Origin of the sequence: Albidovulum litorale (assembly GCF_025751495.1) — a bacterium.
Lineage (GTDB): Bacteria > Pseudomonadota > Alphaproteobacteria > Rhodobacterales > Rhodobacteraceae > Albidovulum > Albidovulum litorale.
The window spans coordinates 344,768-365,503 of sequence record NZ_JAOWKZ010000005.1 but is presented as its reverse complement, the minus strand read 5'-3'; the positions used below and the strand labels follow the sequence as shown (position 1 = coordinate 365,503).

General features: G+C 62.8%; 20 protein-coding genes. 8 read left to right on the top strand and 12 right to left on the bottom strand.

Features of this window, described 5'->3' with window-relative positions; genetic code table 11:
- Nucleotides 1–113: 113 nt before the first annotated feature.
- From choX to choV, 3 genes are all read left to right on the top strand, one after another.
- The gene (gene choX, locus OEZ71_RS19645) at nucleotides 114–1,052 is read left to right on the top strand and encodes a choline ABC transporter substrate-binding protein (RefSeq protein WP_263741782.1); all 939 of its coding nucleotides are present in this window, start codon (nucleotides 114–116) and stop codon (nucleotides 1,050–1,052) included.
- A 125-nt stretch (nucleotides 1,053–1,177) separates the two neighbouring features.
- Nucleotides 1,178–2,026, top strand: coding sequence for a choline ABC transporter permease subunit (gene choW, locus OEZ71_RS19640; protein ID WP_263741781.1), 849 nt, complete (start codon nucleotides 1,178–1,180; stop codon nucleotides 2,024–2,026).
- Nucleotides 2,026–3,078: a choline ABC transporter ATP-binding protein gene (gene choV, locus OEZ71_RS19635; protein ID WP_263741780.1), complete on the top strand. Its 1,053-nt coding sequence runs from the start codon at nucleotides 2,026–2,028 to the stop codon at nucleotides 3,076–3,078. Before choW ends, choV begins: the two co-directional genes overlap by 1 nt.
- Nucleotides 3,079–3,083: 5 nt before the next feature.
- Here the strand turns inward: choV and OEZ71_RS19630 are convergent, their stop codons facing one another.
- From OEZ71_RS19630 to OEZ71_RS19620, 3 genes are all read right to left on the bottom strand, one after another.
- Nucleotides 3,084–3,542 carry a GFA family protein gene (locus tag OEZ71_RS19630; RefSeq protein ID WP_263741779.1) on the bottom strand — a complete coding sequence of 153 codons (459 nt, stop codon included), beginning with the start codon at nucleotides 3,540–3,542 and terminating at the stop codon, nucleotides 3,084–3,086.
- 25 nt (nucleotides 3,543–3,567) lie between these two features.
- On the bottom strand, nucleotides 3,568–4,473 hold the full coding sequence (locus tag OEZ71_RS19625; protein ID WP_263741778.1) for a DMT family transporter: 906 nt from the start codon (nucleotides 4,471–4,473) through the stop codon (nucleotides 3,568–3,570).
- Nucleotides 4,474–4,679: 206 nt separating this feature from the next.
- Nucleotides 4,680–5,423: a YebC/PmpR family DNA-binding transcriptional regulator gene (locus OEZ71_RS19620; RefSeq protein ID WP_263741777.1), complete on the bottom strand. Its 744-nt coding sequence runs from the start codon at nucleotides 5,421–5,423 to the stop codon at nucleotides 4,680–4,682.
- Nucleotides 5,424–5,552: 129 nt separating this feature from the next.
- Here OEZ71_RS19620 and OEZ71_RS19615 point away from each other — a divergent pair, with 129 nt between their 5' ends.
- On the top strand, nucleotides 5,553–7,322 hold the full coding sequence (locus OEZ71_RS19615; RefSeq protein ID WP_263741776.1) for an SLC13 family permease: 1,770 nt from the start codon (nucleotides 5,553–5,555) through the stop codon (nucleotides 7,320–7,322).
- 90 nt (nucleotides 7,323–7,412) lie between these two features.
- On the opposite strand, the gene OEZ71_RS19610 is transcribed toward OEZ71_RS19615, so the two are convergent.
- The 5 genes from OEZ71_RS19610 to mgtE all read right to left on the bottom strand — a co-directional run bounded on the left by OEZ71_RS19610 (nucleotide 7,413) and on the right by mgtE (nucleotide 13,027).
- Entirely contained in the window at nucleotides 7,413–9,191 is a 1,779-nt protein-coding gene (locus OEZ71_RS19610) for an SLC13 family permease (protein WP_263741775.1), read from the bottom strand.
- Entirely contained in the window at nucleotides 9,192–10,142 is a 951-nt protein-coding gene (locus OEZ71_RS19605; protein ID WP_263741774.1) for a DMT family transporter, read from the bottom strand.
- Nucleotides 10,142–10,954 (bottom strand): TIGR00282 family metallophosphoesterase, encoded by an 813-nt coding sequence (locus OEZ71_RS19600; RefSeq protein WP_263741773.1) that lies wholly within the window; start codon nucleotides 10,952–10,954, stop codon nucleotides 10,142–10,144. The genes OEZ71_RS19605 and OEZ71_RS19600 overlap by 1 nt, the downstream gene beginning before the upstream one ends.
- Before the next feature lie 139 nt (nucleotides 10,955–11,093).
- Complete coding sequence (locus OEZ71_RS19595) at nucleotides 11,094–11,648, bottom strand: 5-formyltetrahydrofolate cyclo-ligase (protein WP_263741772.1); 555 nt, start codon at nucleotides 11,646–11,648, stop codon at nucleotides 11,094–11,096.
- Nucleotides 11,645–13,027, bottom strand: a complete 1,383-nt coding sequence (mgtE, locus tag OEZ71_RS19590) for a magnesium transporter (RefSeq protein WP_263741771.1) — start codon at nucleotides 13,025–13,027, stop codon at nucleotides 11,645–11,647. Before mgtE ends, OEZ71_RS19595 begins: the two co-directional genes overlap by 4 nt.
- A gap of 130 nt (nucleotides 13,028–13,157) precedes the next feature.
- Between mgtE and guaD the strand changes: the two genes are divergently transcribed.
- Entirely contained in the window at nucleotides 13,158–14,438 is a 1,281-nt protein-coding gene (guaD, locus tag OEZ71_RS19585; RefSeq protein ID WP_263741770.1) for a guanine deaminase, read from the top strand.
- 82 nt (nucleotides 14,439–14,520) lie between these two features.
- On the opposite strand, the gene OEZ71_RS19580 is transcribed toward guaD, so the two are convergent.
- From OEZ71_RS19580 to OEZ71_RS19570, 3 genes are all read right to left on the bottom strand, one after another.
- Nucleotides 14,521–15,858 carry an 8-oxoguanine deaminase gene (locus OEZ71_RS19580; RefSeq protein ID WP_263741769.1) on the bottom strand — a complete coding sequence of 446 codons (1,338 nt, stop codon included), beginning with the start codon at nucleotides 15,856–15,858 and terminating at the stop codon, nucleotides 14,521–14,523.
- A gap of 154 nt (nucleotides 15,859–16,012) precedes the next feature.
- The gene (hisN, locus tag OEZ71_RS19575; protein ID WP_263741768.1) at nucleotides 16,013–16,813 is read right to left on the bottom strand and encodes a histidinol-phosphatase; all 801 of its coding nucleotides are present in this window, start codon (nucleotides 16,811–16,813) and stop codon (nucleotides 16,013–16,015) included.
- Between the two features lie 61 nt (nucleotides 16,814–16,874).
- Entirely contained in the window at nucleotides 16,875–17,237 is a 363-nt protein-coding gene (locus OEZ71_RS19570; RefSeq protein ID WP_263741767.1) for a helix-turn-helix domain-containing protein, read from the bottom strand.
- Between the two features lie 353 nt (nucleotides 17,238–17,590).
- Here OEZ71_RS19570 and OEZ71_RS19565 point away from each other — a divergent pair, with 353 nt between their 5' ends.
- Nucleotides 17,591–18,562, top strand: coding sequence for an NADPH:quinone oxidoreductase family protein (locus OEZ71_RS19565; RefSeq protein ID WP_263741766.1), 972 nt, complete (start codon nucleotides 17,591–17,593; stop codon nucleotides 18,560–18,562).
- On the opposite strand, the gene OEZ71_RS19560 is transcribed toward OEZ71_RS19565, so the two are convergent.
- Nucleotides 18,463–19,401, bottom strand: coding sequence for a LysR family transcriptional regulator (locus OEZ71_RS19560; RefSeq protein WP_263741765.1), 939 nt, complete (start codon nucleotides 19,399–19,401; stop codon nucleotides 18,463–18,465). The genes OEZ71_RS19565 and OEZ71_RS19560 overlap by 100 nt on opposite strands.
- 124 nt (nucleotides 19,402–19,525) lie before the next feature.
- Here OEZ71_RS19560 and OEZ71_RS19555 point away from each other — a divergent pair, with 124 nt between their 5' ends.
- On the top strand, nucleotides 19,526–19,732 hold the full coding sequence (locus OEZ71_RS19555; protein ID WP_263741764.1) for a DUF1127 domain-containing protein: 207 nt from the start codon (nucleotides 19,526–19,528) through the stop codon (nucleotides 19,730–19,732).
- A 113-nt stretch (nucleotides 19,733–19,845) separates the two neighbouring features.
- Nucleotides 19,846–20,625 (top strand): Bax inhibitor-1/YccA family protein, encoded by a 780-nt coding sequence (locus OEZ71_RS19550; RefSeq protein WP_263741763.1) that lies wholly within the window; start codon nucleotides 19,846–19,848, stop codon nucleotides 20,623–20,625.
- The last annotated feature ends 111 nt before the right edge of the window (nucleotides 20,626–20,736 follow it).

Sequence of the window (20,736 nt, the reverse complement as noted above, 5' to 3'; positions counted from 1 at the left end):
AGGCTCAGGGTCACAAAACGCTGGATTCTCGGCAGGGAGCGAAAAAAATCCTTGCCAGAAACAGTGAATTGAAAGTTTATTGACTCGTCAATCAAGAAAACAGGGAGCAACCAATGACCTTCACCAAGACCCTGCGGGCGACGCTTCTAGCCACGGCCGCGCTGACCGCCGCCGCCCCGGCCTTCGCCGCCGGCTGCGACACTGTGACCTTCTCGGATGTGGGCTGGACCGACATCACCGCAACGACTGCAGTCACGACGACGATCCTCGAGGCGCTCGGATACGACACCGACGTCAAGGTGCTCTCGGTGCCCGTCACCTATACCGGCCTTGCCGAAGGAGATATCGACGTCTTCCTCGGCAACTGGATGCCGACGATGGAAGCCGACATCGCCCCCTATCGTGAAGCAGGCACCGTCGAGACTATCGGACGCAATCTGGAAGGCGCGAAATACACGCTTGCCACCAACAAGGCGGGCGCGGATCTCGGCATCACCGATTTTGGCAACATCGCCGCGCAGAAAGATGCGCTCGAAGGCAAGATCTACGGGATCGAGCCGGGCAATGACGGCAACCGCCTGATCATCGACATGATCGCGGCGAACCAGTTCGGGCTGGAGGGCTTCGAGGTGATCGAAAGCTCCGAACAGGGGATGCTGGCGCAGGTCGGCAATGCAGACAGCGACGGCAAGCCGATCGTCTTTCTCGGCTGGGAACCGCATCCGATGAACGCCAATTTCGAGCTGACCTACCTGTCGGGCGGCGACGATGTCTTTGGCCCGAACTACGGCGGCGCCGAGGTCTTCACCAATACCCGCGCGGGTTACGTCGGCGAATGCCCGAACACCGGCAAATTGCTGACCAACCTCACCTTCACGCTGGCCATGGAAAACGAAATCATGGGTGCGATCCTGAACGACGGCGAAGCGCCGGAAGATGCGGCCAAGGCCTGGCTGGCGGCCAATTCCGATGTGCTCGGCCCCTGGCTTGACGGGGTGACGACGAAAGATGGCGGCGACGCGATGGCCGCCGTGCAAGACGCGCTGAACTGACGCCATCACCCAGCTCGCGCGATCCCCTCTCCGCCACCCTCCCTGCGGCGGAGAGGGGACTTTATGATAAATACAAGAAAAACAGGGCGGCTTTCATGGCCGCCCATGCCTTCGGGGGATGAGGAATGGACTGGCTCGAATATCTCTGGCTTGAGAACTACAAGATTCCGGTCGGCAAGGTCGCAAAGACCATCTTCGACTGGATGAAGGACAATCTGAAGCCGGCCTTCCGGCTGATTTCCGACGTCATGGACGGGATGATCAATGGCATACTCTGGCTGCTGGAGACTCCGCATCCCCTGATCATCGTCGCGATCTTTGTGGGCATCACATGGCTGGTTCAGCGCAGCTGGAAGACTTGTGTGCTGGTCCTTCTGGGCTTTCTCTTCATCCTCAATCAGGGCTACTGGGATGAAACGATGCAGAGCATGACCCTGATCCTGTCATCCTGTATTGTCTGCATGGCAGTGGGCGTGCCCATAGGTATTGCCGCCGCGCACCGGCCAAAGCTTTACACCGCGATGCAACCAATCCTCGACCTGATGCAGACGCTGCCGACCTTTGTCTATCTTATTCCGGCGATCATCTTTTTCGGCCTCGGCATGGTGCCGGGCCTTCTGGCCACGGTGGTCTTCGTCCTGCCCGCGCCGATCCGACTGACCCATCTTGGTGTCTCCTCCACCCCCAAGGCGCTGACCGAGGCACTGACGGCCTTCGGCGCGACCAAGAGCCAGGTTCTTTGGAAGGCCGAACTTCCCTACGCCTTTCCCCAGATCATGGCGGGACTAAACCAGACCATCATGCTGTCGCTGTCGATGGTCGTCATCGCCGCCCTTGTCGGCGCCAGCGGCCTTGGCGTGCCTGTCATGCGTGCGCTGCAATCGGTGAATACCGCGCTTGGGTTTGAAAGCGGCTTTGTCATCGTGGTCGTGGCCATCGTGCTCGATCGCATGTTGCGGCGGGGGGATATGTGATGGGCGCGGATATGGTGAACGGGACCGAGATCGCCGTCGAATTCGACAAGGTCAATATCGTCTTCGGCGATCACCCTGACCGCGCCCTGCCAATGATGGATCAGGGAATGAGCCGGGCCGAGATCCAGAAGGCGACGGGGCAGGTCCTTGGCGTCCACGATTGTTCGCTGACAGTTGCCAAGGGTGAAATCCTTGTGCTGATGGGGCTGTCGGGCTCCGGCAAGTCGACGCTTCTGCGCGCTGTGAACGGTCTGAACCCGGTCTGCCGTGGCGCGGTGACGATCCATGACGAAGGCTGGTCCTGCGAGGTGGGCAGTGCTTCGGTGCCCGACCTGCTGCGTGTCCGCCGTGAATGCGTGGCGATGGTCTTTCAGCAATTCGGCCTTCTGCCCTGGCGGACGGTGCGCGAAAATGTCGGCCTCGGCCTCGAACTCGGCGGCCAGTCGGTGGCGGACCGGCGGGCGAAGGTCGATGAACAGCTGGCGCTGGTTGGTCTCTCGGACTGGGCCGAGCGCAAGGTCGGCGAACTGTCGGGCGGCATGCAGCAGCGCGTGGGCCTTGCCCGCGCCTTCGCAACCGAGGCGCCGATCCTTCTGATGGACGAACCCTTCTCCGCCCTCGACCCGCTGATCCGCACCCGCTTGCAGGATGAGCTTCTGGAGCTGCAGGAAAAACTCCATCGCACGATCATCTTCGTCAGTCATGATCTGGACGAGGCCTTCAAGATCGGCAACCGCATCGCGCTGATGGAGGGCGGGCGGATCGTGCAATGCGGCACCGCGCGCGAGATCATTGCCAATCCGGTGTCGGATTACGTGGCCGATTTCGTCGCCCATATGAACCCGCTCGGCGTTCTGCGTGCTTGCGATATCATGGAGCCGGTCACGGTGCGCGCGCCCAACACGCCGGAGGTCGACCCCGAAGCACCCGTCCGCGATGTGATGGAGCGCCTGCGCGAGGTCCCCGCGCTCGCCGTCACCGAAGGCGGCAGGACACTTGGCCGCATCACGCGGGAGAGCGTGATCGGACGGCTGCTGGACCCGCGGGGGTAAAGCCTTTACCGGCCCTGCTCGGCGTATTCCGCCATCAGGGCCGGGAATTCCTCCATCGCGGGGAAACGCGCAAAGCTGTGTTTCGCACCGGTCTTGGCCCAGGGCAGCATCTCATCGGTCTGGGTTTCGATGAACGGTACATAGCCCGTACAATCATCCATCATCGTCGCCCGGACATTCACGAAATCCGGCAGACCCGTGGGCCGAGTGAACAGCCAGCTCATGCAATCCGGGCAGCAGTAATGCGTCACATCCGGGTTCTTCGCCCCTCCGATGACGGGTTCGCCCTTGGTAACGGTGAAATCCGCGTCGCGGTGCAGCGAACTGAGCGAGAAGGCACTCGCGGTCATGCGCTGGCAGCCTTTGCAATGGCAGGCCATGGTGATGAGGGGATCGGCACTGACGGTAAAACGGACCGCGCCACAACGGCAGCCGCCGGTACGGGTGGGATCTGTTTCGGTCATCGCCTTCTCCTTTGCGGTCAGGTTTTCATAGCTTCGCCGCAACTGGCGGCGGGGTCGTGATCCGGCGCTTCAGCTGTGCCTCGCGCCACGTCATGTAGCTGATCGCGGCGATGATCAGAGCCCCGCCGGCCAGAACCAGCGGGTCCACCGCCTCATCGAAGGCGAACCAACCCAGAAGCGTTGCCCAGACAAGCTGCAGGAAGGTCACCGGCTGCGTCACCGTCAGTGGCGCTGCCACAAAGGCCCGCGCCATCGTATAGTGACCGAGCGTCGCGAAAGCTGCCACCACGCCGAGCCAGCCCACCTGTTCCCATGTCGGCGGCACCCAGACCGCCCAGGCAAGCGGCGCCAGCCCGATCGTCACCATCAGCGACAGCAGCGCGATGATCGTGCCCGGTGCGACCAGCACCGACATACGCTTGGCGATAAGGTAGGATAGGCCGAAACAGATCGCAGCCCCCAGCTGACCCAGATGACCTGGCATCACCTCGCGAAATCCAGGTCTGAGAATGACGAGCGCTCCGACGAGCGCGATGGCGATGGCCGCCAACCGCCGGAATGCCAGCCGCTCGCCCAAAAACAGCGCCGCGCCAACCGTCACCACGATCGGGTTTAGGTAGCCGATGGCCGTGACCTCGGCGACCGGAATGCGGGCCATGGCGAAGAACCACAGGATTACTGCCATGACATGCAGCACGCCCCGGCCCAGCGCGAGTTTCCAGACCTCCGGTGCTATCCCGCGCTTCAATGCCGGAATGAGCGTCGGAGCAAGAAAGACGATGCCGTAGAGAAAGCGGATGAAGGCAGACTGCGCGGCTGGCAACCCGGTGCCGAGATGGCGCACGACCCCGGTCACGACGACAAAGCAAAGCCCCGTGACCAGCATCCAGAGGATGCCAGCAATCGGACGGCTTTGGTCGGCTGTGGTCATGGCCGCGACATGACCTGATCCGGGTGCCGGAAGCAAGGTCCGAAAACGGCTGGCCTGATCCCACTCCACGCGGCTGCTGTATCCAGCCTTCGTTCCCATCCCGCCGGATTGAATTTGAATGAAATACCCCTGCCGGATGCAACACGGGCCGCCCAAGGGGCGGCCCGTAAATCGAAAACGACCATGCCGAAGGCGTCTCCGCTGGATCAGGCCAGTTGCGCCGCGACATCCTCAGGGATGTCGAAATTCGCGGTAACCGTCTGGACATCGTCATCGTCTTCCAGCGTGTCTATCAGGCGCATCAGCTTTTGAGCCGTTTCCAAATCGACATCGGTGCGATTCTGCGGCTTCCAGATGAGCTTCGCTTCCTCGCTTTCGCCGAGCGCGGATTCGAGCGCGTCAGAGACAGCCGACAACTCGGTATCGGCGCAGTAGATCCAGTGACCTTCCTCGTCCGATTCAACATCATCCGCGCCGGCCTCGATCGCCGCCATCATTACCGTGTCGGCATCGCCCGCCGAGGCCGGATACGTGATCTCGCCCACCCGGTCGAACATGAAGCTCACCGAACCGGTGGTGCCAAGGTTGCCGCCGAACTTGGTGAAGGTCGAACGCACGTTCGACGCGGTGCGGTTTAGGTTGTCGGTCATCGCCTCGACGATGATCGCTATGCCATTGGGCCCGTAACCCTCGTAGCGGATTTCGGTGTAGTCCTCGGCGTCGCCACCCATGGATTTCTTGATCGCACGTTCGATCACGTCCTTGGGGCAGGACACGGCCTTGGCCGCCTTCACCGCCAGCCGCAGACGGGGATTTTTCTCGGGGTCTGGATCACCCATCTTCGCCGCGACGGTGATTTCCTTCGCGAGCTTGGAAAAAAGTTTCGAACGCGCCGCATCCTGCCGCCCCTTGCGGTGCTGGATATTGGCCCATTTAGAATGGCCGGCCATGACCTTCTCCGTCGGTATTTCGGGTTTCGCGCCTCTATATGTCAGGCCCCTGCCCGGCTGCAAGCCCGGCCGGGCGCTTGCATTGCCCGCGCCGCACCGCTTCACTGGAGGGGAAAGGCAGGCCAAAACATGACGCAGGACCAGATCATCCTCTTCTCGCTCTTCGGGCTCGTCTTCGCGGCCCTCATCTGGGGGCGGTGGCGGTATGACCTTGTGGCCTTCACCGCACTGATCGCCGCCGTGATCATCGGGGTCGTGCCGGCCAAGACCGCTTTCGAAGGGTTCGGCCATCCCGCAACTCTTGTTGTGGCGCTGGTCCTTGTCGTCTCGGCCGGGCTGACGCGGGCGGGCGTGGTAATGCTGATCACCCGCACCTTCATCGACGCGGGCCGGGGGCTCGGTGCGCATATCACCATCATGGGCGCGGTCGGCGGAGTGCTCTCGGCCTTCATGAACAACGTGGCGGCCTTGGCGCTCCTGATGCCCGTCGATGTCGCGAGCGCCCGCAAGGCGGGCCGCAGCCCCGGCCTGTCACTGATGCCCCTGTCCTTCGCCACCATCCTCGGCGGTATGGTGACGCTGATCGGCACACCGCCCAACATCATCATCGCCACGATCCGCGAAGACGCGCTGGGCGAAAGCTTCGCGATGTTCGATTTCGCGCCGGTGGGCGGGGTCGTGGCGCTTGCGGGGCTTGCCTTCGTGGCGCTCGTCGGCTGGCGCCTCATTCCCCATCGCGAGGATGCCAACGGCACCCGCGAGACTGCCGCCTACATCGCCGAATTGACCCTGCCCAAGGATACAAAACTGGCCGGTCAGACCATGGGCGCGCTTTATGACGAGGGCGACAAGGCCGGGGTTGCGGTCATGGCGCTCATTCGCGGCGACAAGCGCCGCTACGGGGCCGGACGCGAGACCGAACTCAAACCTGGCGACGTGATCCTCGTCGAGGCGGGGGCCGAAGCACTCGATGAATTCCGCGCGGGGCTTGGACTCGATTTCGCCGACCATAGGCGCAAACACTATCTGGAGGCCGAAAAGGCGGGTTACGCGATGGTCGAGGCGGTGGTGCCCACCGATGCCCGTATCCGGGGCAAGACAATCGAAAGCGTCGGGCTGATCTGGCGTCATCGCACCGCGCTGATGGGCATTTCGCGGCGCGGTCACCGGGTGAAGGGGCCGCTGAGGAAGGCCAGTATCCGCGCGGGTGATATCCTTTTGCTGCTCGCCCCGGCGGATACGGCGGATGACGTCGTTGATTGGCTCGGCTGCATGCCGCTTGCGGAACGCGGTCTCATGGTGACGAAAGAGACCCATGTCTGGACCGCCATCGCGATCTTCGGCGCAGCCGTCTTCGCGGCAAGTTTCGGTCTTGTCGACCTGCCCGTCGCGCTGGGCGCCGTCGCCATCGGATACGTGGTCGCAGGCGTGCTGCCGCTTTCGGAGATCTACGAGCATATCGAATGGCCCGTGATCGTGCTTCTGGGGTCTATGATCCCGCTTGGCGCGGCGCTGGAAAGTTCAGGCGGCACGGAACTGATCGCAGGAGTCATCATCAGCCTGACGACGGGCGCACCGGCCTGGGTGGCGCTTCTGGTGCTGATGGTTGTAACGATGACGCTGTCGGACGTCTTGAACAACACCGCGACCGCCATCGTCGCCGCCCCTGTGGGCATCGCCATGGCCAGCGCGCTAGGGGCCTCCCCCGATCCGTTTCTGATGGCGGTGGCTGTCGCTGCTTCCTCTGCCTTCCTCACGCCCATCGGGCACAAGAACAACATGCTGATCCTCGGTCCCGGAGGCTATGAGTTCGGCGACTACTGGCGCATGGGCCTGCCGCTTGAGGTCCTGGTCATCGCGGTCGGGCTGCCGATGATCCTTTTCGTCTGGCCGCTCTGATCCAAAGGACGCGCCGTTCCGGCGCGAAGATATACCTCGCGGCAGCGGGGAACCCGCCGCCGCTCAGGCACACACCGCATAAGGGTATCCTCAAAGCGGCCAGAAGATCGGGATCAGGAAGCTCGCGGTGATGGCGAGCGTCAGGTTCAGCGGGATACCGACCTTGAGATAGTCGGTGAACCGGTACCCGCCCGGCCCATAGACCAGCATATTGGTCTGATATCCGATGGGCGTGGAAAAGGCCGCCGAGGCCGCGAACATCACCGCGACGACCAGGCCGCGCGGGTCGAGCCCCAGCGAATTGCCGAGTTCGACCGCAACGGGGGTGAAGATCACGCCAACGGCATTGTTCGACACGATCTCGGTCAGGACCATCGCCAGCATGTAGACCGCGAGGATCACCAGTTGCGGCGGCAGATCGGTCAGCGCCGGGCTGATCCAGCCGACCAGCAGCCGCGCCGCGCCGGTCTCGTCGAGCGCTGCTCCCACCGCGAGCATCGAGAAGATCAGCGCCAGCAGACGCCCCTCGATGAAGGAAAACGCCTCTTCCGCGTCGATACAGCGGGTGATCAGCACGACGGCCACCCCAACGACCGACAGGGCCAGAATCGGCGCGACGCCGAGCCCGGACAGAACCACGATGCCCGCCAGCACGCCGAAGGCCACGGGCGCCATCTTTCGGCGATAGGCCTTCACCGTGGGCTTCGATACGTCGACAAGTTCCATATCGGCCGCCAGCCGCTGGATATCTTCGGGCGCGCCTTCCAGCAAAAGCGTATCGCCCACGACCACCACCAAATCGTCGAGCTGACGGCCGATATTCTGGTTCCGCCGGTGCACCGCCAGCGGGTAGACCCCGTAACGGCGGCGCAGGCGCAATTCGCCAAGCGAGCGTCCGACCATGCGGCAGCCGGGGGAGATCAGAACCTCCACCGTCTCGGTCTGGACCGAGGAGAGCTTGTCCACCAGCCGGATGTCGCGGTTGTCCTGCATGCCAAGAAGTTCGGCCATCTCGGTGCGTAGGACGACCCGGTCACCTGCCTGCAGCACGACCGGCGCCAGATCGCGCCGCAATGACGCGTCGCCGCGCAGCACGTCGATCACCCGCACGCCGGAGCGTTTGAACAGATCGACCTCCAGCACAGGCTGACCGATCAGCTTGCTATCCTCGGGAAGGGCAACCTCGGTAAAGAATTTCAGCTTGCGGCGGTCCGCCAGCATCACGCCCATCGACTGCCGGTCGGGCAAAAGCCGCCGGCCGATTACAGCAACATAGATCATGCCGATAAAGACCTGGATCGCGCCAAGCGGCGTGATCTCGAAGATGGTGAAGGGTTCGATGCCGGAATTCCGCGCGACACCATCGACCAGCAGGTTGGTCGACGTCCCGATCAGCGTCATCGTGCCGCCGAGGATCGCGGCATAGGAAAGCGGGATCAAGAGCTTGGAGGGCGACACATTCAGCCGCCTCGCGATGGAGACCATAACCGGGATCATCACAACAACGACCGGCGTGTTGTTGAGAAAGGCAGAGGCCAGCGCCACAAAGCCAAAGAGAATAACCAGCGTCACCGTGGGCCGGTGATCGGCATTCGCCTCGGCCGTCTGGGTCAGCCATTCCAGCGTGCCAGTCCGGACAAGCGCCCCCATGATCAGGAACATCGCGGTGATGGTCCATGGAGCGGGATTGGTAAGCGCCTGAAGCCCCAGTTCATAGGGCAGAAGCCCGAAGACAAGGCAGAGCGCCGCACCGCCGATTGCCACGACCTCGACCGGATAGCGTTCGCGCACGAACATGACGAACATGCCCAAAACGATCAGAAGCGTGAAAATGGCCCGGCCATCAGCCGAAAGGGGAAGGTCGATCATTCAATGATCCTGCATGTCGTGGAGTGCGATATTACCCTCCCCCATGGGCAGGGCAAGCACGCTGTCATCCCGCCGCGCGGGCCGGGGCTGGACGAGGAAGAGCCCGAGAAAGACCACGGCAAGCGCGCCCCAGACCCAGAGCGAATAGCGCTCGCCGAGGATCAGCATCGACCAGAGTACGCCGGTCCCTGTCACAAGATAGCTGACCTGCGCGGCAAAAACCGCGCCGCCATGGCCGACGACCCAGACATAGCCTGCATAGGCCACCGCATGGATCGCCGCCGTGGCAACGAGCGCGGCGTCGGCGCGGGTCAACGGCAAAGCGGGGGTGATCCAGCTGTCGGTCAGCAGCGCCAGCGCCAGCGCCGGGATCAGGCCCATAAGCGATGCCCCGGCCAAAAGCTCGACGGGGCCGAGCCCGGCCGTTCCGAGTTTCCCAAGCCCCGTCGCCTCCATCGCGTAGAAGAAGGCACAGGCCAATGCAACGGGCACGAAGGCAAGCGCCGCCGTGTCAGGCAGGCTCGCCTCGGGCAGGACGATCATCAGGATACCGGCAAGCCCCGCGACGATGCCGAGAAACCGTACAGGCTCCGGCCGTTCCAGCCTAAAGGCCAGCGCCAGCGGCAAGGCGAACATCGGCACCAACGCGATGAAGACAGCGACCAGTCCGGCGGGCAGCCCTTCCTGAGCGTAGAAGAAGGCGGCATTGGGCAGAATCGTCCCCATGATCGCGATGAACGCATAGCGCACGAGGGCCGCGCGGTGAACGGGCAGGCTCCTCCCGCGAAAGACCAGCCAACCGCCTAGCATCAGGCAGGCGATGACCAGCTGCCAGAAGATGATGCCGAAATGGCGGTAGCCGCCGAGAATGATGAACTTCGCAAGCGGCGTCGTCAGGCCCCAGCTCGTTCCGATCACGATCAAGGCCAGAAACAGCCAGCGGGCCTGCATCAGGGCCGCGCCTCGTCCAGCCGACCGCCGATGCGGATCATCCGCACCTTTGTGGCCTTGCCGGTGCGGTCATCGGTTTCCACATAGGTGCCGCAGAGCGTCGCCTCGCCATTTGCGGGCGTGAAGCGCTCCTTTTGCATACCGGTGACGAATCGGCGCATCGGCTCCAGCTTCTCCATGCCGATGACGGAATTGTAATCGCCGCACATGCCAGCATCGGCTTGAAACGCCGTGCCGCCCGGCAGGATCTGCGCATCCGCCGTGGGGATATGGGTATGGGCACCGACGACAAGGCTTGCCCGCCCGTCGCACCAATGCCCCATGCCCATCTTCTCGCTCGTCGCCTCGCAGTGGATCTCCACGATGGAAGCCTGCACCGCCCCGCCAAGGGGATGGGTCTTCAGCACCGTCTCGATGGCCGAAAACGGGTCAGCAAAGGGCCGCTTCATGAAAACCTGCCCCAGTACCTGTGCGACCAGCACCTTGCGCCCGTTACGTGTCTCAAAGACCCGCGCACCCTTGCCCGGGGCAGTCTTGGCATAGTTCAGCGGGCGCAGGATACGCGATTCCGTCTCGATGAACGACAGCATGTCCTTCTGATCGAACGCATGGTCGCCAAGGGTGACACAATCCGCCCCGGCCTCCAGCAGCGCTATGGCGTGAGCGGCGGAAAGCCCCGCGCCAGAGGTCGCGTTCTCCCCGTTGACCACGACGAAATCGAGGCCCCAATCCGCACGCAAGCCCGGCAGACGCTGGGTGATCCCCGCGCGGCCCGTCCGCCCCACAACATCGCCAAGGAAAAGCAGTCTCATGCGCCCTGCGTAAGGTGCGGCGCGCATAAGGGCAAGGGCCGCGATTGCGCAGCACGCGGGTCACGCCACGCGCTGCCTGATCAATGCCGCTGCCTGCAGATCTTCTGGAAATCACCGCGCGTAGAAGAATTTGGTCTGCTCAATGGGCAGGCTTGAATATCTCACGCTCGGTCACGATCAAATCGAGCGGCTCATCCGTCGGCTCAATCGGCACCTCATCAACTTCCTGCGCCGAGAAGGCAAAGCCGATGGCGACCACCGGCTTTCGCGATCTGAGCCCCTCAAGTGTCCGATCATAGAACCCGCCGCCATACCCTAGCCGGTAGCCGCGCCGGTCAAAGGCCAGAAGCGGCACGATTAGCACATCGGGCTCCACCCAGTCGCCGGTTTCGGGAATAAGCGCGCCGAACTCACCCGCGACCATCGTCGCATCCGCGCTCCATCTGCGGAACTTCAGCGGCGTCGCGGCGGCGAGGATCACCGGCACGCCCACGGGGCCAGCATGGGCCGCCATCGCGGGCAGGCAATCGATCTCGGTCCGCATAGGCATATAGCCTGCCAGCACCTTACCCGCGTGGTCGACCAGTACCGTTTTTAGCCGGTCGCAATCCGCCGCCGACCGCGCCGCAAAGGCATCCTTGCGGCGGGCGAATGCCTCTGCCCGCGCGTTTTTCTTGATTTCCGTCAACGTCACAAAAGCACCATTGCCGCCAGTCCGAGGAAGGCGAAGAACCCCACGACATCGGTCACCGTCGTCACGAAAGCGCCCGAGGCCAACGCGGGGTCTACACCTGCCTTTTCCAGTGCCACGGGCACGAGGATGCCCGCCAGCCCGGCAACGACAAGATTGACCACCATTGCGGCAGCCAGCACCACGCCGATCATTGCCGAGCCGAACCAGATCCAGCCAACCGTGCCCATGACGATTGCGAAGATGACGCCATTTACCAAACCCACTGCCGCCTCGCGCCGGACAACCCGCCAGACGTTGGACCCCGTGAGGTCGCGGGTGGCTATGGCGCGCACCGCAACCGTCAGGGCCTGCGTCCCGGCATTGCCGCCCATTGAGGCGACGATGGGCATCAGGACGGCCAGCGCCACGATCTGCGCGATCACCCCTTCGAACTGGGCGATGACGATAGAGGCAAGAATGGCGGTCACGAGGTTCACAGCCAGCCACGGCAGACGCTGCTTCGTCGTCTCGACCACGCTGTCCGAAAGGGACCCCTCGCCCACACCGGCCAGACGCAGGATGTCTTCCTCATGTTCCTCATCAAGCACGGCCATCGCGTCGTCGATTGTGATGACACCGACCAGCCGGTCATCGGCATCCACGACCGGGGCCGAGATCAGGTGGTATTGGTTGAAGGCATAGGCGACGTCGCCTTCCTCCTCCATCACGTCGATGGTGCGGAAGCTGTCCTCGGTGATATCGGTCAGCTGCACCGCGCGCTTGGACGACAGAAGCTTGCCAAGCGTCACATAGCCCGTAGGGTGCCAGCGCGGATCGATCAGGATCACATGGTAGAACTGATCCGGCAATTCCTTGGCATTTCTCAGGAAATCAATCGCCTGCCCGACCGTCCAGTCATCTGGCGCCGTCACTACCTCGCGCTGCATCAGACGACCGGCGGAGTATTCCGGATAGGTCAGTGACTGTTCGACCGCGGCCCGGTCACTGTCCTCCAGCGCACCGAGGATTCGTTCCTGCTGCGGCTCCTCAAGGTCTTCGATCAGGTCGACGACATCGTCGGAGTCGAGTTCCCGCACCGCCTCGGTAAGGACCTCGTGCGGCAGAAGCTCGATCACCTCTTCTCGGATGGATTCGTCGAGTTCCGACAGGATCTCGCCGTCAATGCCACGCGACCAGAGACCGATCAGCGCCGCCCGGTCGGCCGATCCGATCTGTTCAAAAAGGTCGGCGATATCGGCCGCGTGAAGGGGTTCCATCAACTCGTCGATGCTCGCCGCATCGCCGGTCTCGACGGCTTCGAGGATCGCATCGACGATCTCGGGATCGAGGGAATAGTCGTCCTCGTCCCGTTCGACGACCTCTTCCTCGATTTCCGCCATGCTGCCCCCTTGCGTGATTACCGCGACATTATCGGAAGGAGTTTCAAAGAAACAGGGGCAAAGGGCGGATTCCCCCGCGCCCGCCAAATGCTTAGACTGTGCGCGCAACGGAAATGCGAAGGTGGGAAAGATGGCGGACCTCCTGATCGGACAGGTGCTGAGCTTCGGGGGCAATCCGATGACCGAAGGCTTGGGCGCGGCACTTCACAGTGCGCGCGGCGGGGTGCTTGTCGATGGCGGAAAGATCGTCGCGATGGGCGAGGCTGACGACCTGCGCCGCGCCAACCCGCAAACACGTGTCACGGATTACGGCGATGCGCTGATCTCTGCCGGTTTCGTTGATGCCCATGTCCACTACCCCCAGACCGCGATGATCGCGAGCTGGGGCAAGAGGCTGATCGACTGGCTTAACAGCTATACCTTTCCCGAAGAGATGAAATTCGCTGACCCGGCCTATGCGGCCGAGATCGCGGCGCGGTATTTCGAACTGACGCTGTCGAACGGCACCACGACGGTCTGTTCCTACTGCACGATCCACCCCGAAAGCGTTGACGCGTTCTTTGGCGAGGCCCGGACGCGGGGTTTGCGCGCCTATGCGGGCAAGACCTGCATGGACCGGAACGCGCCGGACGGGCTGACGGATACCGCGCGGACGGCCTATGACGACAGCAAGCGGCTCTTGCAGAAATGGCATGGGGTGGACCGGCTCTCCTATGTCGTGACGCCGCGCTTTTCGCCGACCTCGACACCTGAGCAACTCTCTGCGATGGGCGCGCTCTGGGCCGAGCATCCCGATTGCCTGATGCAGACGCATCTCTCGGAGCAGACCGACGAGGTCGCCTGGGTCAAATCGCTCTTCCCGACGGCGCGCGATTATCTCGACACCTACGAGGCGCATGGCCTCGTAGGCCCCGGTGCGCTCTTCGGCCATGCGATCTATCTGGAGCCACGCGAAATCGACCGGTTGAAAGAGGTCGATGCGAGCCTCATTCATTGCCCGACCTCGAACACCTTCATCGGCTCGGGGCTGTTCGACATGGACGGGCTCTCGGCCGCCGGTCACCGGATCGGTCTGGCAACGGATACGGGCGGCGGGTCGTCCTTTTCCATGCTGCGCACCATGGCCGCCGCTTATGAGGTCGCACAACTGCGTGGCCGCCCGCTGCACCCGGCCGAGCTGTGGTGGCTGGCCACGCAGGGTGCGGCGCGGTCGCTGCGCACGGATGACCGGATCGGCAATATCGCGGTGGGGATGGAGGCCGACATAGCTGTCATCGACCTCGCCTCCACCCCCGCCATCGCCCAGCGCGCGGCCCGCGCGGGCGATATCTGGGAAGCGCTCTTCCCGACGATCATGATGGGCGACGACCGCGCGGTGAAGGCGGTCTGGGTGAACGGCCGCCTGCTCTGACCGGGCTTGATAACTTTCTGTCGGAAAACACTCCCGAGGGGTGAATTGCCGCGCGAGCGGCAAGAGGGGGCTGGAAGCCCCCTTACACCATCAGCCGCCGTGCAAGACGGTTCTGGGTCTCGATGACGCGCGGAAAATCAAGCGTCGTGATATGACCGTCGCGCACGACCTGCCGCCCTTCAACGAAAAGATCGCGCACCCGCGTTGGGCCACAGAGAAGCAGCGCCGCAACGGGGTCCCAGCTGCCAGCGGCCTCGATCCCCGACATGTCCCATATCGCGATATCGGCGCGTTTACCGCGTTCCAGCGACCCGCAATCCGTCCGCCCCAGCACCTGCGCGCCGCCCAGCGTCGCAATCTCCAGCGCCTCGCGCGCTGACATCGCATCGGCGCCATTCGCCACCCGCTGCAACAGCATCGCCTGCCGCGCCTCGGCAACCAGGTTGCCCGCGTCGTTCGAGGCAGAGCCATCGACGCCCAACCCCACCTTGACGCCGACATCGCGCATGGACCGCACCGGCGCGATGCCGGAGCCAAGGCGGCAGTTCGAACAGGGGCAATGGGCCACGCCGGTGCGGGACCGGGCGAAGAGGCCGATCTCGCCCGCGTCGAGTTTCACGCAATGGGCGTGCCAGACATCCACGCCGGTCCAACCCAGATCTTCGGCATACTGGCCGGGGCGGCAGCCGAACTTTTCCAGAGAATAGGCGATGTCTTCGTCATTCTCGGCCAGATGAGTGTGCAGCATCACCCCCTTGTCGCGCGCCAGCAGCGCGGCCTCTCGCATCAGGTCGCGGCTGACGGAGAAGGGCGAACAGGGGGCGAGACCGACGCGGACCATCGCGCCCTCGGCGGGGTCGTGAAACGCGTCCACCACCCGCTCCATATCCTTCAGAATCGCCGCCTCATCCTCAACGAGACTGTCGGGTGGCAACCCGCCCGCGCTTTCCCCGATAGACATCGCGCCGCGTGTCGGGTGGAACCTGAGGCCGATCTCGCGCGCTGCGTCGATCGTGTCCTCCAGCCGGGACCCGTTCGGGTAGAGATAAAGATGGTCCGATGTCAGCGTACCGCCCGACAGTGCCAGTTCGGCAAGACCCGCCAGCGCCGAGACCCGCATCTCCTCGGGCCCGAAGCGCGACCAGATCGGGTAGAGCGTTTTAAGCCAACCGAATAGAAGCGCGTCTTGCCCACCCGGCACGGCGCGGGTGAGGGTCTGGTAGAGGTGGTGATGGGTATTCACAAGGCCCGGCGTCACCACACAACCGCGCGCCTCGATAACCTCTCCGGTAGTTGCCAGCCCCTGCCCCACTTCGGCTATGATGCCGCCCCGGATCAGGACGTCACCTCCGGCCAGTTCGGCGCGCGCGGCATTCATCGTCGCCACGGCATCGGCATTACGGATCAGGATTTCAGACATATGTTCCCCTTTGCCACCCCTTCGGCGATGCGGGAACGGCCGGACGACAGAAGGGGGAAGGACTCGCCTCGGCGTCCGAGATCATAGAACGTAAGTGTCAGTCCGGCCAGAGAGGCGGACGAGAAACGCCTTCAAGATTTTCGGGACAATTACCTCAGCCGTTAAGCCGTTCAATCGCCAACCGGTGTATTTCAACATTGGCGGCGGCAAGCACTCTGCCGCCCTGATGTGCTGGCCCGCCCTGCCAGTCGGTGACGATACCGCCCGCCGCCTCGATCACAGCGATCGGCGCCTGAATGTCGTAGGGCTGCAATCCCGCCTCGACGACCAGATCGACCTGCCCGGAAGCGACCAGCGCATAGGCGTAACAATCCATTCCGTAGCGGGTCAGCCGGACATCGACCGACAACCGGTGGAAAGCGGCACGCTCATCCTTCGTTCCGACCTCAGGGAAGGTGGTGAACAGGATCGCCTCGCTCAGCGACCGCGCCGGACGCGTCTTCAAAGTCCGGGGTCCATGCGGCCCGGAAAGACCCGCCTGCCCGAACCCGCCTGCAAAACGTTCGCCGATATAGGGCTGGTCGATGATACCAAAGAGCGGGCCGTGTTCGTCGCCAACCGCGATTAGCACGCCCCATGTCGGCGTGCCTGACAGATAACCCCGCGTGCCATCAATCGGGTCGAGCACCCAAGTAAGCCCCGAAGTCCCGGTGCTTGCCCCGTATTCCTCACCAAGGATACCGTCATTCGGCCTGAGCTCGGCAAGGATCGCACGCATCCGTTCCTCAGCAGCCCGGTCGGCAACTGTTACCGGATCGAAATGCGTGTCCACTTTGGTGATGGCCGACAGACCGTCAGAACGAAAATGCTCCAGCGTCGCCGCGCGCGCGGCATCGGCCAGAGCATGGGCGGTCGCGATCAACGCGGCACGTTCGGTCTCGGGAATGGGGCGCATCGGGGACCTCGGCTGGTTCGCGCCAGCGGTATCCCCCAACGCCCCGTCGGGTCAAGCCGCGTCAGGCGACGTCTGAAAGAACCTTTGCAAGGTCGAATAACCGGCGGCGCTGCGCTTCGGGGATCGCATAGTAGGAGCGCACAAGCATCAGCGCTTCCTTATCCGCCAGGATGTCCCCATCGATCTCTTCGACAACGCTGTTGCGCGAGTCGAGCCCTTCGAAGAAGAAGCTGATCGGCACGCCAAGTGCGTCGGAAATGTCCCAGAGCCGCGAGGCCGAAATCCGGTTCATTCCGGTTTCGTATTTCTGAATCTGTTGGAATTTGATGCCCACCTTGTCCGCGAGCTGCTGCTGGGTCATGCCCACCATCCAGCGCCGGTGCCGGACGCGCTTGCCGACATGCACATCAACGGGGTGTTTCATTGTCTTCTCCAATATTCCGTCACCACTTAAACCGCAATTTTCTTGCTACATTCACTGTTCACTTACGCCATAAGCAAAAAACTGCACTCCCAAGGAATAACTCATCTTAAGGATGTACTCGACCTGTCTTTTTAGACATGCCCCGGCACTCAATCTGAACGCACTCGTTCAAAACCACGCTCTCCCAGAGGTTACTTTGCATTTTGCAATGCAATTTGCGAATGTTTGCGTACTTATATTTATCAATTCGCAATCAATGACGTAGCGTAACCCTATAGAATCATTTGACCACCGCGGATATGGTCCCCATGCGAATACGCACCGCAGCGCGGCCACCGGAACGGAGAATTTGGATGAAGGCGTTCGGCATCGATCGGTTCGGCATCGCCCCCGCACTCGGCGACCAAGCCGTGCCGGAACCCGGCAAAGGAGAGGTCCGGTTGCGCATCGCCACCTGCGGACTGAACTTCGCCGATCTCCTGATGGTTGAGGGCAAGTATCAGGAACGCCCTGATCCGCCTCTGACATTGGGGATGGAACCTGCCGGCTGGATAGACAAGCTCGGCCCGGGCGTTGACGGCCCACCTCCCGGCACCCGGGTTGCGGTTTATGCGAATTGTGGCGGGCTGGCCGAATATGGTTGCTTTCCCGCCATACGCTGCATTCCCCTGCCCGAGGCGATGTCCTTTGAGGATGCCGCCGCATTTCAGATTACTTACGGCACCAGCCATGTGGCGCTGGATCACAAGGCCCGGCTGCAACCGGGCGAGACGCTGCTGGTCCTTGGTGCGGCAGGCGGGGTCGGTTTGACGGCGGTGGAGATCGGAAAACGCATGGGTGCCCGTGTCATCGCCTGTGCGAGGGGGGCGGAGAAACTGGCGGCGGCGCAAGCTGCCGGGTCCGACCACCTTATCGACAGCGAAGCCGACAATCTGCGCGACGCGGTCCGCGCGCTCGGTGGAGCTGATGTCGTCTATGATCCGATCGGCGGCGACCAGTTCGAGGCGGCGTTCCGCGCCACCAAACCCGATGGCCGCATCCTCGTGATCGGCTTTGCCAGCGGCAAGGTGCCGCCAATCCCGGCCAACCACCTGCTCGTCAAGAATATCTCAGTGCTGGGCCTCTACTGGGGAGGCTACTTGAAGTTCCGGCCCGAGGTGCTGACCGGCAGCCTGTCCACGCTATTCGGCTGGTATGAAGAGGGCGGGCTCCGGCCGCATGTCTCTCACATATTTCCGCTGGAGAAGGCGGACGAGGCGTTGGCGACCCTGCGCGAGCGCAAATCCACCGGCAAGGTCGTCGTTCGCGTGGCCGATGCGGAATAGGCCTCGGCAATCTCAGCCTTCAGGCACTCCACCACCTCACCCCGGGTGACCCCGGCATCGTAGAGGCAGATGCCCATCGTGCCGAGCGAGGGCAGCTCGCCCGCGCCGCGAATTTCCGCCGTGCCTTCTGGCAGAAGCCCACGCATCCGCGCCGTCACAGCCAGATCAGCCGCCACCATGGCCTGAATGGTGTCGTTCGAACGGCCGGTGAACGACATCTCCCACGGGATGCCGGCCTTATCCAGCGCGGCAACAGCGATGGGCCGGAAACGGCAATTCTCTTCGAAACCAAGCCGCAGCGGCCGCTGGTGCCAGGCCACACCGCCCGGCGCGCCGACCCAGACCAGAGGCAGTTCGCCAATGACACCCCCGCCCTCTCCGGGCGCTTCCTCGGTCGTCACGATGAGGTCGAACTCACCCTTCGCAAAACCGTCTTTCAGCATGTTCGTGAACGAGGAAACAAGGTTGATGCGGGCGCAGGGGTAGACCGCAGCGAGCTGCTGCAAGACACGCGGGATCGCCGGGTAGACGATGTCATGCGGGACGCCGAGACGGATTTCCGTCCGGCAATCCTCGTCCGTCAGCCGCGACAAGGCCTCGTCGTTGAGCGTCAGCATACGGCGGGCGTATTGGGCCAGCATCTCGCCTTCGGGTGTGAGGGTCAGCTTTCGCTGTGCGCGGGTGAAGAAGTTCTGCCCCAACCCTTCCTCCAGCCGCTTGATCTGCATGGAAACAGCCGACTGGGTAAGGTTCAGAAGACCGGCCGCCCGGGTCACACCGCCGGAATCCGCAACGGCGACAAGGGCGCGTAAGGCCGTCAGGTCCAGATTTCGGGGCATCATCACACTCCTTGATGAATTTCAACACAATCATTCGTTTTCAATATTCATCACAGACCGGCATATAAATCAAGTCTCTTGATCGAACGGCTTTCAATCATCACGAAACACAAAGGAGTGAAAAATGGAAAACGCCCTCTCCCGCTCGCATATCGCAACCCGCCCCGGACTGATCAGCAAGCTGCGCGCGATGGTGAGCCTGCGTCGCCAGCGCCGCGATCTGCACGCATTGAGCGACCACCTTCTCGACGATATCGGCGTCACGGCTGCGGATGCGCGGCGCGAAGCTGAGCGCCCGGTTTGGGATGTTCCGACGCATTGGAAGCGTTAATTGCCCCGGAAATGGTCCGAACCGCTTGAAATCCGTGTCATCCTTGCCGATATTTCCCGCGAGGGGGAAGCGGCATTGCCGTTACCCACAGGGAAACGCATCTGGAGGCTTTGATGGCTGACTTTCAAACGATCCGCACCGGCCAGGTCGGCGCACGGACCGTTGCGATCGACGAGGGGCTTCGCGCCCATATGAACAAGGTCTACGGGCTGATGTCCGTGGGCATGCTGATCACGGCGGCCGCAGCCTGGGCTATTTCCAACCTTGCGCTGACCGCTGATCCGTCGGCTGCCGCGGCCGAGATCGGGTCTGGCCGTTACCTGACCGATTTCGGGCTGACACTGTACGCATCGCCGCTGAAATGGGTGGTGATGTTCCTGCCGCTCGTCATGGTCTTTGCCTTCGGCGCGATGATCAACCGCATCTCGGCGGCCGGCGCGCAGCTCTTCTTCTATACATTCGCCGCCGCGATGGGCATCTCGATCAGCTGGATCTTCGCCGTCTTCACCGGCTTTTCGATCATCCAGACCTTCCTGATCACCGCAATCGCCTTCGCGGGCCTCTCGCTTTGGGGCTACACGACGAAGAAGGACATCTCGGGTTGGGGCTCATTCCTGATCATGGGCGTGATCGGCCTGATCGTCGCCTCGATCGTGAACATCTTCCTCGGCTCGCCGATGATCCATCTTGCGATTTCGGCGATCGGTGTGCTGATCTTCGCGGGCCTGACCGCTTATGACACGCAGAACATCAAGAACACCTATATCGCGCACGCCCAGCACGGCGATGCGGAATGGCTTGGCAAGTCGGCGATCATGGGGGCGCTGAACCTCTACCTCGACTTCATCAACATGTTCATGTTCCTGCTTCAGTTCCTCGGCAACCGCGAGTGAGCCGAAGCAAGGTGCAATAAGAAAGGGCCGCCCTTGGGCGGCCCTTTTCAATTATGCTCATCGTCGGTCCATTTGGTGCGTCTGCGGCAAGATACCGGCAAGGTAGGTTGA

What these genes read in the sequence shown, in the direction of transcription:
- choX (WP_263741782.1), top strand. Translation starts at nt 114, where the DNA reads ATGACCTTCACCAAGACCCTGCGGGCGACGCTTCTAGCCACGGCCGCG.
- choW (WP_263741781.1), top strand. Translation starts at nt 1,178, where the DNA reads ATGGACTGGCTCGAATATCTCTGGCTTGAGAACTACAAGATTCCGGTC.
- choV (WP_263741780.1), top strand. Translation starts at nt 2,026, where the DNA reads ATGGGCGCGGATATGGTGAACGGGACCGAGATCGCCGTCGAATTCGAC.
- OEZ71_RS19630 (WP_263741779.1), bottom strand. Translation starts at nt 3,542, where the DNA reads ATGACCGAAACAGATCCCACCCGTACCGGCGGCTGCCGTTGTGGCGCG.
- OEZ71_RS19625 (WP_263741778.1), bottom strand. Translation starts at nt 4,473, where the DNA reads ATGACCACAGCCGACCAAAGCCGTCCGATTGCTGGCATCCTCTGGATG.
- OEZ71_RS19620 (WP_263741777.1), bottom strand. Translation starts at nt 5,423, where the DNA reads ATGGCCGGCCATTCTAAATGGGCCAATATCCAGCACCGCAAGGGGCGG.
- OEZ71_RS19615 (WP_263741776.1), top strand. Translation starts at nt 5,553, where the DNA reads ATGACGCAGGACCAGATCATCCTCTTCTCGCTCTTCGGGCTCGTCTTC.
- OEZ71_RS19610 (WP_263741775.1), bottom strand. Translation starts at nt 9,191, where the DNA reads ATGATCGACCTTCCCCTTTCGGCTGATGGCCGGGCCATTTTCACGCTT.
- OEZ71_RS19605 (WP_263741774.1), bottom strand. Translation starts at nt 10,142, where the DNA reads ATGCAGGCCCGCTGGCTGTTTCTGGCCTTGATCGTGATCGGAACGAGC.
- OEZ71_RS19600 (WP_263741773.1), bottom strand. Translation starts at nt 10,954, where the DNA reads ATGAGACTGCTTTTCCTTGGCGATGTTGTGGGGCGGACGGGCCGCGCG.
- mgtE (WP_263741771.1), bottom strand. Translation starts at nt 13,027, where the DNA reads ATGGCGGAAATCGAGGAAGAGGTCGTCGAACGGGACGAGGACGACTAT.
- guaD (WP_263741770.1), top strand. Translation starts at nt 13,158, where the DNA reads ATGGCGGACCTCCTGATCGGACAGGTGCTGAGCTTCGGGGGCAATCCG.
- OEZ71_RS19580 (WP_263741769.1), bottom strand. Translation starts at nt 15,858, where the DNA reads ATGTCTGAAATCCTGATCCGTAATGCCGATGCCGTGGCGACGATGAAT.
- hisN (WP_263741768.1), bottom strand. Translation starts at nt 16,813, where the DNA reads ATGCGCCCCATTCCCGAGACCGAACGTGCCGCGTTGATCGCGACCGCC.
- OEZ71_RS19570 (WP_263741767.1), bottom strand. Translation starts at nt 17,237, where the DNA reads ATGAAACACCCCGTTGATGTGCATGTCGGCAAGCGCGTCCGGCACCGG.
- OEZ71_RS19565 (WP_263741766.1), top strand. Translation starts at nt 17,591, where the DNA reads ATGAAGGCGTTCGGCATCGATCGGTTCGGCATCGCCCCCGCACTCGGC.
- OEZ71_RS19560 (WP_263741765.1), bottom strand. Translation starts at nt 19,401, where the DNA reads ATGCCCCGAAATCTGGACCTGACGGCCTTACGCGCCCTTGTCGCCGTT.
- OEZ71_RS19555 (WP_263741764.1), top strand. Translation starts at nt 19,526, where the DNA reads ATGGAAAACGCCCTCTCCCGCTCGCATATCGCAACCCGCCCCGGACTG.
- OEZ71_RS19550 (WP_263741763.1), top strand. Translation starts at nt 19,846, where the DNA reads ATGGCTGACTTTCAAACGATCCGCACCGGCCAGGTCGGCGCACGGACC.